Consider the following 13,071-nt stretch of genomic DNA (forward strand, 5'->3'; position numbering starts at 1 on the left):
AGAGCGACACTTGTATCGAAAACCCGCTGACGGCACACTCAATGGTCGCTTATCTCAACCACCCTCCTCATGGTGTGCGCCCTATGAATACTGTTCGTTCTCCAATTGTTAGCCTTTCGTTTTTGTCATTTGTCTTAAGCTGCGTTTGCTTTGCAATCCCCGCTGCTGCCGGCGACTTCGACCTCCTTATTCGCGGAGGATCCATCTACGACGGAACTGGCCGGGACCCCGTGGTCGCAGATATCGCCATACGGGATGATCAAATTGTCGCCATGGGCTGGGGACTTGGAGGTGCTGACACGGTTATTGACGCCAAGGGGCTTGCGGTCGCTCCGGGCTTCATCAACATGCTCAGCTGGGCCACCGAAGATCTCATAGAAGATGGCCGATCACTGAGTGACATTCGCCAAGGCGTCACCCTGGAAGTCATGGGTGAAGGCTGGTCTATGGGGCCAGTGAACGATCGTCTCAAAACCGTAGCATTGCAGCGTCAAAGCGATATCCGTTACGACATATCCTGGAGCACGCTTGGCGGTTATCTAGAGCACCTGGAGAACAAAGGCGTATCGACCAACGTGGCCTCCTTTGTGGGTGCTACTACCTTGCGTATTCACGAGATAGGCTTTGAGGACCGCCCTCCCACCACCGAGGAATTAGAACGCATGCAGGCCCTGGTGCGCGAGGCAATGGAAGAAGGTGCACTGGGCGTAGGAAGCTCACTCATCTACGCCCCTGCGTTTTACGCCAGCACCGAGGAGTTGATCGCTTTGTGCAAGGTGGCCGCCGAGTACGGTGGTCGTTATATTTCTCACATACGCAGTGAATCCGCAAAACTACCGGAAGCGGTCGACGAACTGATTCGCATTGCCGAGGAAGCGGGCATTGGGGCAGAAATTTACCATCTGAAAGCCGGAGGAGTAAGCAATCACGGCAAGCTGGAAACCGCCATCACGCGTATCGAGGAAGCTCGCGCCCGAGGCTTGGACATCACAGCAGACATGTATACCTACACTGCCGGTGCGACAGGACTTGATGCATCCATGCCACCGTGGGTACAAGAAGGCGGATACGAGGCCTGGGCCAAGCGCCTGGCTAACCCGAAGATTCGCGAACGCTTGCGACGGGAGATAGCCAGTCCCGGCGATGACTGGGAAAACCTCTACGCCGAGGCCGGCGATGCCGAGAAGCTGATACTCACGAGTTTTCGTAATACGGACTTACGTAAATACACTGGCATGACCCTGGCTGCGGTTGCCAAGGATCGCGGTCAGCATCCCATCGACACCATGATGGATCTGGTTATTGAAGACGGTAGCCGCGTGGGTACGGTCTACTTTCTCATGGATGAAGATAACGTCCGTCGCAAGATTACCCTGCCATGGATGGCCTTTGGTTCTGATTCGGGCTCTATGGCACCCGAGGGTGTGTTCCTCAACAGCAATCCCCATCCGCGAGGCTACGGTAACTTCGCACGACTGCTAGGGCGTTATGTTCGGGATGAACAACTTATCTCTCTTGCCGAGGCGATCCATCGCCTTACCGGTCTCCCGGCGGCCAATCTTAAGCTCAAGGGCAGGGGCATTTTAAAGCCCGGTAACTACGCTGACGTGGTCATCTTTGACCCTGAGACAATTCAGGATCATGCGACCTTCGCAAAACCTCACCAGTTAGCGACCGGGGTCCGCGATGTAATCGTCAACGGCAGCGTGGTGCTTCGTAACGGGGAACATACTGGAGCCATGCCCGGACGCTTTGTGCGCGGCCCTGGTTTTGCCCACGCTGAACTAGCAGTTCCTTATCAGTGAGGACTTGCGGCCATTAAACCTAAAAAGCATTGTTTGAGCGCGTGTACCGCTTGAATCACGGCAATTTGTATAAAGCCTTGAAGCAGCACTACACTCAGAACTCAAATGAACCCGACTACAACCACAAAATAAAGATGATGCTATGCAGATGATATCGAGACTCAAAACGGGCCATGCCCTGGGCCGACCATTTTTACTAGTGACTGCTTTGGCGGTTCTGGGTGCCTGCTCCGAGCAAAGCTCAGAACAAAGTCCAGATCCCTCCCCCCAAAACTCAGCAGCTGATGCCTCTGAGGTAAGTACTTTTGCCGCAGTGACTACCCAGCGAATCATCGACACCGGTGCAAGCGACGAGTGGCTCACGTACGGGGGCAGCTATGACGAGCAACGACATTCAACCCTGACCGCCGTGAATCGCGACACGGTGGCAGAGCTAGGCGTCGCATGGACCTATGACCTGCAAACCAACCGAGGCGTCGAGTCCACTCCCATCGTTGTAGATGGCGTAATGTACGTTACCTCTGCCTGGTCGCTGGTTTATGCACTGGATGCTGCAACAGGTGAAGAGCTTTGGGTATATAACCCTGAGGTCGACAAAGCAGTTGGGGTAAACGCCTGCTGCGATGTGGTCAACCGCGGCGTAGCAGTTTTTGAGGGCCAGGTTTTTGTCGGCGTTATAGATGGACGTCTCGAAGCGCTCGATGCCAAGACGGGCGAGCGTAACTGGAGTGTCGTGACGGTAGACCAGAGCAAGCCCTATACCATCACCGGCGCGCCGCGCGTGGTAAACGGCAAAGTACTTATCGGCAACGGCGGCGCCGAGCTGGGAGTGCGGGGCTATCTCAGCGCCTACGATGTCAACAACGGCGACAAGATTTGGCGTTTTTACACCGTGCCTAACCCGAACAAAGAGCCCGACAACGAGATCTCCGACGAGGTCTTTGCAAAACTCGGCAACGATAGCTGGGGCGATGACGGTCACTGGGTTACCGACGGCGGCGGCGGCACTGTCTGGGACTCCATCGTGTATGACGAAGTCAACGATCAGATCGTGTTTGGTGTCGGCAACGGATCTCCCTGGAATCGTAACTTCCGTGACCCCGCCGGCGGTGACAATCTCTTTCTGTCGTCCATTGTTGCCGTAGACGCAAATACCGGCCGCTATCGCTGGCATTTTCAAACAACGCCCGGTGACAACTGGGACTACACGGCCACCCAGAGCATTATCCTTGCCGACTTACCCTTGGGTGATGAAGGAGCGCCGGTAAGGGTCGCGATGCAAGCGCCCAAGAATGGTTTTTTCTATGTCATTAACGCTACCAACGGTGAGTTTATCTCCGGCGAGTCTTTTGGCCCTGTTAGCTGGGCCACAGGCCTTGATAAAAACGGACGACCGATAGAAGCAGAGGGCGCACGCTACGGCACAAACCCGGTAACACTGCTCCCCGGGCCCGCAGGCGCGCACAACTGGCATCCCATGGCCTACAACCCCGAGTTGGAACTGACGTACATACCGGCTCAGGAAATCCCTGCGGTCTACGCCGAAGATCCTCGCTTTTCCACCGGTTCAACGGCATGGAATACCGGTGCAGACTTCTCGGCCGGCGTCCCACCCGTTTTAAGCCCGGCGGATTTGAAGGCCGCGCGGGCAGCTTTGAAGGGACGACTTATCGCCTGGGACCCCAAAACCCAATCACCCCGCTGGTCCGTTGAGCACGCCAACGCATGGAACGGCGGTGTGCTGTCAACGGCCGGGGGATTGGTTTTTCAGGGTCGGCTGGACGGTGTGTTCGTGGCCTATGATGCCGCCACCGGCGAAGCACTGTGGTCTTACGACCTGCACTCGGGTGCCAACGCAGGACCTGCAACCTATTCTATAGACGATACACAGTACGTCAGCATCACTACAGGCTGGGGATCGCTGTATGCTCTTGCAGCAGGTTATGCCTACGATGAAACTATTTCCTCCACCGTCGGAAAAGTAGTCACCTTCAAGCTCGGCGGCACCCAAAGCATCGCTGAGCCAGACCTACCCGAGGTTGATCGCACCACGCTGGCGGTAGCTTTTGGAAACGAACAGATGCTCAATGAGGGGCTCGTTCATTACGCAAGAAACTGCTCGGTATGTCACGGCCCCTTTGCCGAAAGCTCTGGCGTCTTACCTGATTTGCGCTGGTCGCCTATCACAGCCAATGCCGAGGCCTGGAACAGCGTGGTACGCGAAGGCGTTCTGGCACAAAATGGCATGGTGTCTTTTGCCGAATACCTGACAGCCGAAGAAACCGAAGCGATCAGAGCTTACGTGATCAGTCAGGCCCGTGCCGACATGGCCCTAAGAGCTGAAAACTAGTGGTATGGCGAATCAGTCAAGGCTGGTTCGCAATTCGCTATTTGTATCTCGATAAGTTCTTGCCCCGGCTTATCTTGAGCCCAACCGCGACCTGTTGCCTCAGAAAATTATCGCAGCGTCCCCAGGCTCGTCGAAGAACCTGCCTGGGGCGACCAAGGAACGAGGTCACGTGATAGTACGCGGAACCATCCGGCGAGCCTGTTGAAAAGTAATAGTTGCTAACACAGCAGCGGTTTCGTTGGGTGATAACCTCATTCACCGAATGCCAGGACGTTTTGTTGGTCTCCATGACTACCAGGCGGTTGCATCTGGAGACTATCTCCACCGGTTTAGACACCGCCGCGTCCCACAGCTCAAGGTTGCCCCCACAGTCTTTACTCCACTGCGGTGAAACGTAGTACAAAAGGTTGAGTCGTCGGTACCGGGCTCGGGCGCTATCGTGGCTATTATCGATATGGGGGTTCAAAAAGTCACCGGGAACCATCATCGAAATACCACCTGCATACAACTCCGGATCGGCCTGCAAACCATCAAAACCTGTAACCCTCGCGACCGCCTCTAATACGCATTCTTCGTGAAAGGCGTCCGTTACAGCACCCACCAGGGGATCGATGGAATCAATCTTGGAGAATGTCTTTTTCTTTTCTCGAAAACTGCTGCGTTGAACCCAATCTATTCCACCCTGAGAAAACGCCGCTGACAACTTATCTATCAGCGCTTCAGGCAAAAGGTCGTCTACGACAAAGTGCCTCGTTGAAGTCCCAACCGGGTTGGCCCATTGCTGTTGTGCCTGATCCATGGAAGCGTCGATTCGTTGGCGAATCTGTTGTGCAATCTGTGTTTCTTTCATCACTGATAGGTCACTAACCGATCTCTAATGGGCCTCCGATCAGCCAATTCCACAAATTTAACGGAATCAACTTGGCGAACGCATTACGAAGAGTTAGTTTGCTCGTTCTGATTCTTGGTGTCGATGATCCCTGACCTGGCGATTGATCGACCATTAACGCGGAGACAAAGCGTGGCATACGAATTAACCGGGAAGATAAAACTCATCCAGGACCCCAAAACATTCGACAGTGGATTTACCAAACGAGAAATGGTGGTCATTGTCGAGGATGGAAAGTACCCCCAAGAGATCAATCTTGAGTTTGTGCAAGACAAAACCGCCCTGCTAGATGACCTTCAACCCGGCCAGGAAGTCACTGTCACCTTCGATATCCGCGGTCGAGAATACAACGGCCGGTACTTCAATAACCTTCAGGGCTGGAAAGTGGCTCTACAGGGCAGTAATAGCGAAGAGCCACCGCCGCCATCAGCGCAGGATTATCCAAGTCCCTCTGATTTTGATGACGATATACCGTTTTAAGAAGGCTCGAGCTAGAACGTCAGGGTAAACATTGCGCCCTGGGGATCCGCCTCAGCAATAGATATTGATCCGCCGTGAGCGATCATGATTTGTCGACTCAGTGCCAGACCAACGCCGCTACCTTCACGCTTTGTCGTAAAAAAGGGCACAAATATTTTGCGTTTCAGCTCGCCGGATATACCGGGGCCGTTGTCGATAACATCGATACAGATATTTCGGCGCCGATTGAGCCTTGCTCGTACTAGCAACCGAGGCCCTGACCGTTCTCGCAGCGCGTGCTGGGCATTCTGGACGATATTGATAAGCACCTGCTCGAGCATGCCACGGTCCGCTACCAACTTCAGATTTTGCGGTTCGATCTGAAACTCGAGATCCAGACCCGGTGTTTCCTGCTCACTATCAGCAAGACGGGCCACAGCCTCAAACAAATCAGACACCTCAAACTCGCTCTTCTGGGGCGCCGGAATTTGTGTCAACCGGCGGTAGCTACTCACAAAACTCATTAAACTATCCGACCGCCGTGCGACTGTATCGACCGCATGCTTCACATCCGCTAACTCAGCGACAACATCCGGATGATCTGTCACCTTGCTAGCCGCATCATCCAAAAGATCTACAGATGTCTTTGCAAGAGACGCCACTGGCGTAATCGAGTTCATGATCTCATGCGTTAATACCCTCACCAGATCCTGCCAGGCCTCTAACTGGTTACCATCTAACTCACTCTGGATATCCTGCAAACTGATCAGTCGCTCTGACTTACCCTCCAGAACAATCTGACTCGCCGCTATGGTTATGCGCCTCTCCATACCCTCCACCGAAAAATTGGCAAGATAACGACTCCCCGGCTCCGCAGCCTCTACCCGCGCCGCGAAGTCCTCGCCGTAGTTAGCAAGATCTCCAAGCTGAGTCACATGGTCACTACCAAAGAGACGCCGAGCTGTATTGTTCCAAAGACTGATACGACCGTCTGCGTGCAGCGACAGCAGCGGCACAGGGACATGCTCGAGCAGTGCCTTTAGATATCGAAGCTCGCGCTCCTGCCCTTTTCTCTGCTCTCTAAAGCGCTCGAGAATGCTCGCAAAACTTGACCCGAGTTCGTCAAAGCCTGCTCCGAGCGGGCCGAGCTCAAAACGCTGACCAAAATCGGCATAACGTGCCGCATCCAGGAATCGACTGATTTCCTGATTTGTGCGAGACACGAAGCGAAAAATCTCGTAAGAAAGCATCAGCAGTAGCCCAAACACAAGCAAGGATGCAGCGTGAAAGCCTGGCTCAACAATGAAATACAGCAAGCTGAGCAATAGCACCATAATCAGCACGAGCCGCAGGGCAAGCAGTATGCTAAAGCGGTTAAATCCCATGTTTTTCCATCCGACGATAAAGCGCTGCACGGGTTAGGCCAAGCTCCCGGGCCGCATGACTAATATTGAACTGGTGCTTGCGCAGGGCCAGCTCTATAGCCTGCTTTTCCATTCGCGTAAGATTGAGGTCTTCGTTGTCACTGGCAGCCGAAGCGTGAGGCTCCGAGCGCGCGGTTTTGCTCAAGGGTAAATGAAAGTCCTGCACGCTCAACTCGTCGGTGGGCGCGAGAATGACAGCGCGCTCAATAGCGTGCCTCAGGGCGCGCACATTTCCGGGCCAATCATCAGCCAGTATTGCCGTCATGGCCTCGTGCGCAACGACCGGCTGAGGCTTTGAGTATTTTCTCGCATAGCTTGCTAGGTAATAGTCGACAATTAAAGCTATGTCCTCACGTCGCTCGCGTAGCGGTGGAACCATAATCTCTACGGTATTTAATCTAAACAGCAAATCTTGGCGAAAACGGTTTTCGTCAGCTAACGTTTCGCGCGGCACATTGGTAGCGGCGATGACGCGCACATCGATAGCAACGGCTTTGTTCGCACCTACTGGTGTCACCTGCCGCTGCTCAAGCACCGTTAGGAGCTTTGCTTGAAGGTGCAGAGGTAAGTTACCAATTTCATCGAGGAACAGCGTCCCACCCTCTGCCGCCTGAAATCGACCGATACGATTATCTCGGGCATCGGTAAACGCGCCCTTCATATGCCCAAATAATTCGGACTCAAAAAGGGATTCAGCGATTGCGCCAAGATCCACGCTCACGAAGATTTTTTCGGATCGCTTGGAGTGCTGATGGAGCGCCCGAGCCACAAGCTCCTTGCCCGTGCCATTCTCCCCCAGCACCAGAACGTTAGCGTCGGTCGGCGCGCTGCGCTCAATAAGGGTATGCACCGACCTCATGGCGCTGGAGTTTCCCAGCATAGGCTGCCCGGCAACGGCTGACAGCTGCGCCAGTTCCTGATTGGCCTGCTGAAGCTTCCTTCCCTCTCGCAGACTCCGACGCAACTTGGCACTGGCCGTCACTGTGGCCACGACCTTCTCGTTTTGCCAGGGCTTGGCGATGAAGTCCGTAGCTCCAAGCTTCATCGCATCAACGGCGATATCAACGCCCCCGTGAGCAGTAATAAGTACCACCACAGCTTGCGCATCAAGCTCCAGTATCCGTCGCAGCCAAAAAAAGCCCTGCTGTCCGGAAGACTCACCGGGACTGAAATTCATATCCAGCAAGATGGCGTCAAACTCATGCTCCTGCATTAGCGATTCAATATCCGCTGGCCGGGAACATGTGATTACTTCAGCAAAGTATCGCCTGAGAAGGAGTCGTCCTGCGACGAGAATATCCTCATCGTCGTCCACTATCAGAAGCTTTCCCTGAGGCTCGGCCATCGGTCCGGTGTCCCGCAAATAATTATTGTGGCCAAGCGGCAATCTGTAGAGGTCCGACCGCCCGGTACTGTTTGAAATCGTACATCGTCTGTCCGATTACGAACAGTACAGCGTAACGAAATCTGCCCCTATTTTAATTTTCCTATTTAAAACAGTCGCTTATGTATTTGGCATGAGATGTGCAGAGATCTATGCAAACACCTTAAAGGGTTAGGTAATGGAACAGCAAAAGCCTCCAAGTACACTCTCTGCGGTTTCAGTGGGCTCGAGCACGGGCAAATCCGGGGCCGGAATGGACCGGAAAATCGATCGGCGTCGGTGGCCAGTAAAAAAAGTCGCCTTGGCCTTCCTCGTAGCCGGACTAATGGTGTTTGTAGCATGGCTCGCGCTCTCCGTATCCGACGGCCGCTCACTTCAAGTGGATAGCGGACGAGTGAATATTTCCTCTGTCACCCGCGGTACATTTGAGGACTTCATACCCATCCGAGGTAGCGTCACCCCGCGCCGAACCGTTTTCCTCGACTCCATCGAGGGAGGACGCGTGGAGCAGCGTTTGGTAGAAGATGGTGCCCTCGTTGAGGCGAATCAGATTCTTGCAGTACTCAGTAATACCAGCCTGCAACTCGACGTCACGAGAAATGAAGCGCTTGCGACTGAGCAGCTGAATAACATGCGCACCATCGAGCTACAGCTCGAGCAGAACCGCCTGGAACACAAGCGGAACCTTGTCGAAATTAACTATCAGATTAAACGCCTGACGCGAACTATTGAGCGACAGGAAGGCCTTGCAGCTCGGGGAGTCTCCGCCCAAAGCACTCTCGATGATGCCCGCGACGAACTGGAGTATTTCGAGAATCGGCGCGCGGTAACCCTCGAAAGCCAAGAGGCCGATGCGCGACTGCAGCAGACGCAACTGGAGTTCATGCGAGACAACACAGATCGTCTTGAGCGCAACGTTGTGTATGCCCGTAAAAACCTCGATTCATTGAACGTCCGCGCTCCAGTTGCAGGCAAGTTATCTGGCTGGGATGTGGAAGTGGGTCAAAGCATCAGCAACGGCGGTCGACTAGGACAGGTTGACGATCCGGAGAATTTCAAACTGCGCGCCAACATCGATGAATTTTATCTTGGACGTGTACAAATCGACCAGGCTGCTTCTTTTGAGCGCGACGGCGAGCGTCATACCCTGAAGATTTCCAAAATCTATCCGCAGGTCAACAACGGCCAGTTCGATGTCGATCTGGTGTTTGACGAGGCTGAGCCTGAAGGCATTCGTCGCGGGCAAACCTTGCAGCTAAAGCTAACGCTGGGCGACGCGACAGAAGCGACGCTCATACCCAACGGCGCCTTCTTCCAGGACACAGGTGGTAACTGGATATTTGTGGTCACCACTGACGGTAGCGAAGCGCTGCGTCGCCCCGTGCGTCTTGGCCGTCGGAATTCACGCTTTATAGAAGTCCTCGAAGGCCTTGAACCCGGCGAGCGTGTCGTTACAAGCCCCTATACAAGTTACACAGATATGCAGCGACTCAAGCTCGCAGACGAATCGAGCTCCAAGTAAGCGACTCCCCTAAACCAGAAAAAGGACGATGAGCATGTTACAGCTAAACAATCTTTCGAAGATCTATCAGACAGACGAAGTAGAAACGATCGCACTGAACGAGGTGAACATCGAAATAAATGCCGGGGAATTTGTCGCCATCATGGGGCCCTCTGGCTGCGGCAAATCGACGCTCTTAAACGTCATCGGTATGTTGGATTCACCCTCGTCTGGTGACTATCTTTTCGCAGGAGAAAACGTTGCGGGTTACAACGAAAGCCAGCTAAGCAATATTCGCAAGAAAAACATTGGCTTTATCTTCCAGTCTTTCAATCTGATTGACGAACTAAACGTCCAGGAAAACATTGAACTAGCGCTTCTCTATCACGACATTCCTGCGGCCGAGCGTCGTGATCGCGTGGCTGCAGTGATGGATCGAGTTGGTGTAGCTCATCGGGCGCGGCACATGCCAAGCCAGCTGTCGGGCGGTCAACAACAGCGAGTTGCGGTTGCGCGCGCGGTGGTCGGCGAACAACCACTCATCCTCGCCGACGAGCCGACGGGCAACCTGGATAGTGCTCATGGGCAAGAAGTAATGGAAATGCTGCAGAAACTCAATCAGGACGGCACCACGATCGTGATGGTTACCCACAGTCCCTCGCACTCCGACTATGCGCGCCGCATTGTTAATCTACTGGATGGTCATGTGCTAACCGAAAACCTGCGGGCCGTAGGTTAAGGCTGACCCAAGGAGGCCACCCGGATGTTCAAAAACTACCTGCGCGTAGCGCTTCGAAACATCATCAAAAACCCGCTCTACAGCACTATCAACGTTGTCGGGCTGGCAGTCGGTCTTGCGGCCTGCTTGTTGATTTCACTATTTGTAAGGGACGAACTTTCCTATGACGAGCAATGGGAGAATTCCGAGAGCCTGTTTCGAATCAATACAACTCTAAATATCCCCGGAAGAGAGCCAATGGCGACCGTCGTCGCTGCAGGCCCAATCAAAGGAGCCCTTGAGAGCTACTTCAGTCAGGACATTAAGGACGTGACACGTTTTTCGGGCATGATCCCCGTCATCAAGTATCAAGGCAATGCGTTTACCGAAGAGGTTCACTGGACTGATCCAGCGACCGCAGAGATGTTTGACCTGAAGGTGATCGCCGGGGATCTTGGTCTAACGCTCAACGATAACGCCAGCCTCGCGGTGGATACGAGTTTTGCAAAAAAACATTTTGGTACAACTGACGCTATAGACCGAGTAGTCAACGTCGTCCTGGACGATATCAACCGCGACTTCCGGATCGGCGCAGTTTTTGAAGACCTACCGCACAACACCGTATTGAAATTTCAAGCACTCGCCATGATTGACGAATCCGACTGGAGCGGACAGCCCTATCTGTTCGATCATTGGTTCTCCATTAACAATAACGTCTTTTTCCAGCTCGCCGAGAGTGCATCAATCGACTCAATTAGGCAGCGCATGGACGCCTTCGTCGATCAGAGTATCCCAATGTCGGAGGGCTCTCTCGCCGAGGATGGTCTGACTGCATCTGACCTAATAAAAATCAGCGCCCAGGCGATTACGGATATCCAGCTTAATCCTGCGGGCTTCGGGGAAATGAAGCCCACAGGCAACAAAAGAACCGTGAGTATTTTTGCAGTAGTTGCCGGGCTGACGCTGCTTATCGCCTGTATTAACTTTATGAACCTGGCGACATCCAGATCAACGCAACGCGCTCGCGAAGTCGCGCTGCGTAAAGTGATGGGAGCACAACGGTCGCAACTGATCGTTCAATTTCTCGGCGAGTCAGTTCTACTTGCGCTAATCGGTCTGCTGCTTGGGGTCGTTCTGGCGGAGTTGTTACTACCTTTGTATTCAAACTTTCTCGGCAAGGAGCTAATCCTCTCCTACACCGATGGGTTTACGGTGGGGGTACTTGCTCTTTTGGTCATCGCCATCGGGGTTGTCGGAGGCATCTATCCGGCGCTCGTGCTATCACGTTTCCAGCCCGCACGTGTACTTAAGGCCAACAAGTCAGCTGAATCCGAAGGTTCAGCAAGCTTACGCAACGCACTAGTGGTCCTTCAATTCACCGTCTCAATCGCGCTGATCATCGCTACGGCAACAGTTTATGCCCAAATGATTTATGCAACTTCAATGGACACAGGCTTTCGCAAGGAACAACTCCTGGCTATTTCCGGGGCCGAACGCCCGGGCGTTGCGAATCAACAGGATTCCTTGCTGCAGGAGCTGAAGATGCTGCCTGGAGTCGAACGCGTCAGCATCGCTTCCGAAAAACCCTTCTCTGAAAGCGAAAACAACCTTTCAGTGCGAATCCCGGAAAGTCCCGAAGCCGGCAATATTTTGATCGGTGTTGTAAGAACCGACTATGAATTTTTCTCTACGATGGAAGCGGAGCTAGCCGCCGGCAGAGACTTTAATCGGGACTACGCGCTGGACCAATTCCCTAACACCGAGACCCTTGCCGAAGGCGAACAGGCCAGAGGCAACCTTCTAATAAATGAAACCGCCGTGCGCCGACTGGGTTTTGGTACACCACAGGACGCGGTGGGCCGCACAGTCCTGATGAATCTAGGCGAGGAGGACAAAGAAGGACTCTTTACGGTCGTGGGCGTAGTCAAAGACATGCACCTCGTGTCGATCAGAAGTATTGTTCGCCCAGAGCTGTACCATATCGCGAGACGGCCCGGGCGTTCCATCTTGATCCGGTTTTCCGGTGACCCGAGAACCCTCGCGAGTAGCCTGGAAAACAAGTGGACAGCAATGTTCCCAGATGTCCCCTTGACCTATGAACACAGTGACGAGGTGGCATTGAATGCGTTCACTCAAGAGCGCAACACTGCAACGATGCTTGGCACGTTCTCTGCACTCGCGGTGATCATCGCCTGCCTCGGCCTGTACGGCCTGGCCAGCTTTACCGCTGAACGGCGAACCAAAGAAATAGGGATCCGCCGGGTTCTCGGTGCGAGCGTACCCAACATTGTGGGGCTTCTTCTCTGGCAATTTTCCAAGCCGATCATATTAGCCAATGCAATTGCCTGGCCGATAGCGATCTGGAGCATGGTGACCTGGCTGCAAGGCTTCCCCTATCGTCTCGACTATTGGGTACTCGCGCCACTGTGCATCGCTGCGGGGCTTATTGCCCTCCTGATTTCCTGGATGACCGTCGGTGGTAACGCTGCTCGCGTAGCAAGGCGTAACCCCATTCAGGCCCTACGTTATGAATAGCATTAT

At 53.8% G+C, this 13,071-nt stretch carries 9 protein-coding genes; 6 read left to right on the plus strand and 3 right to left on the minus strand.

The window, feature by feature from the left end; translation table 11 throughout:
* Positions 1 to 83: 83 nt before the first annotated feature.
* Together R0135_RS06310 and R0135_RS06315 are read left to right on the plus strand one after the other, a co-directional pair.
* Entirely contained in the window at positions 84 to 1,805 is a 1,722-nt protein-coding gene (locus R0135_RS06310; protein ID WP_407349404.1) for an amidohydrolase family protein, read from the plus strand.
* 142 nt (positions 1,806 to 1,947) lie between these two features.
* Positions 1,948 to 4,155, plus strand: a complete 2,208-nt coding sequence (locus R0135_RS06315) for a PQQ-dependent dehydrogenase, methanol/ethanol family (protein ID WP_407349405.1) — start codon at positions 1,948 to 1,950, stop codon at positions 4,153 to 4,155.
* A 37-nt stretch (positions 4,156 to 4,192) separates the two neighbouring features.
* On the opposite strand, the gene R0135_RS06320 is transcribed toward R0135_RS06315, so the two are convergent.
* Positions 4,193 to 5,005, minus strand: a complete 813-nt coding sequence (locus tag R0135_RS06320) for a 2OG-Fe(II) oxygenase (protein WP_407349406.1) — start codon at positions 5,003 to 5,005, stop codon at positions 4,193 to 4,195.
* 171 nt (positions 5,006 to 5,176) lie between these two features.
* On the opposite strand from R0135_RS06320, the gene R0135_RS06325 reads away from it, so the two are divergent.
* On the plus strand, positions 5,177 to 5,524 hold the full coding sequence (locus R0135_RS06325; RefSeq protein WP_407349407.1) for a DUF3127 domain-containing protein: 348 nt from the start codon (positions 5,177 to 5,179) through the stop codon (positions 5,522 to 5,524).
* A gap of 11 nt (positions 5,525 to 5,535) precedes the next feature.
* Here R0135_RS06325 and R0135_RS06330 read toward each other — a convergent pair whose 3' ends face one another.
* Together R0135_RS06330 and R0135_RS06335 are read right to left on the minus strand one after the other, a co-directional pair.
* Positions 5,536 to 6,918, minus strand: coding sequence for a sensor histidine kinase (locus tag R0135_RS06330; RefSeq protein ID WP_407349408.1), 1,383 nt, complete (start codon positions 6,916 to 6,918; stop codon positions 5,536 to 5,538).
* Positions 6,878 to 8,272 (minus strand): sigma-54-dependent transcriptional regulator, encoded by a 1,395-nt coding sequence (locus R0135_RS06335; RefSeq protein ID WP_407349409.1) that lies wholly within the window; start codon positions 8,270 to 8,272, stop codon positions 6,878 to 6,880. The genes R0135_RS06330 and R0135_RS06335 overlap by 41 nt, the downstream gene beginning before the upstream one ends.
* A 217-nt stretch (positions 8,273 to 8,489) precedes the next feature.
* On the opposite strand from R0135_RS06335, the gene R0135_RS06340 reads away from it, so the two are divergent.
* The 3 genes from R0135_RS06340 to R0135_RS06350 are packed head-to-tail and all read left to right on the plus strand — an operon-like array spanning position 8,490 to position 13,065.
* Positions 8,490 to 9,833: an efflux RND transporter periplasmic adaptor subunit gene (locus R0135_RS06340; protein WP_407349410.1), complete on the plus strand. Its 1,344-nt coding sequence runs from the start codon at positions 8,490 to 8,492 to the stop codon at positions 9,831 to 9,833.
* 34 nt (positions 9,834 to 9,867) lie between these two features.
* Positions 9,868 to 10,551 (plus strand): ABC transporter ATP-binding protein, encoded by a 684-nt coding sequence (locus R0135_RS06345; protein WP_407349411.1) that lies wholly within the window; start codon positions 9,868 to 9,870, stop codon positions 10,549 to 10,551.
* Positions 10,552 to 10,575: 24 nt separating this feature from the next.
* The gene (locus R0135_RS06350; protein ID WP_407349412.1) at positions 10,576 to 13,065 is read left to right on the plus strand and encodes an FtsX-like permease family protein; all 2,490 of its coding nucleotides are present in this window, start codon (positions 10,576 to 10,578) and stop codon (positions 13,063 to 13,065) included.
* The last annotated feature ends 6 nt before the right edge of the window (positions 13,066 to 13,071 follow it).

The sequence above is a fragment of the Congregibacter variabilis genome, from assembly GCF_045689235.1.
GTDB lineage: Bacteria > Pseudomonadota > Gammaproteobacteria > Pseudomonadales > Halieaceae > Congregibacter > Congregibacter variabilis.

Excerpts from the sequence above, each read along its gene's own strand:
- R0135_RS06335 (WP_407349409.1), bottom strand. The coding sequence starts at position 8,272 with ATGGCCGAGCCTCAGGGAAAGCTTCTGATAGTGGACGACGATGAGGAT.
- R0135_RS06320 (WP_407349406.1), bottom strand. The coding sequence starts at position 5,005 with ATGAAAGAAACACAGATTGCACAACAGATTCGCCAACGAATCGACGCT.
- R0135_RS06345 (WP_407349411.1), top strand. The coding sequence starts at position 9,868 with ATGTTACAGCTAAACAATCTTTCGAAGATCTATCAGACAGACGAAGTA.
- R0135_RS06350 (WP_407349412.1), top strand. The coding sequence starts at position 10,576 with ATGTTCAAAAACTACCTGCGCGTAGCGCTTCGAAACATCATCAAAAAC.
- R0135_RS06315 (WP_407349405.1), top strand. The coding sequence starts at position 1,948 with ATGCAGATGATATCGAGACTCAAAACGGGCCATGCCCTGGGCCGACCA.
- R0135_RS06310 (WP_407349404.1), top strand. The coding sequence starts at position 84 with ATGAATACTGTTCGTTCTCCAATTGTTAGCCTTTCGTTTTTGTCATTT.
- R0135_RS06340 (WP_407349410.1), top strand. The coding sequence starts at position 8,490 with ATGGAACAGCAAAAGCCTCCAAGTACACTCTCTGCGGTTTCAGTGGGC.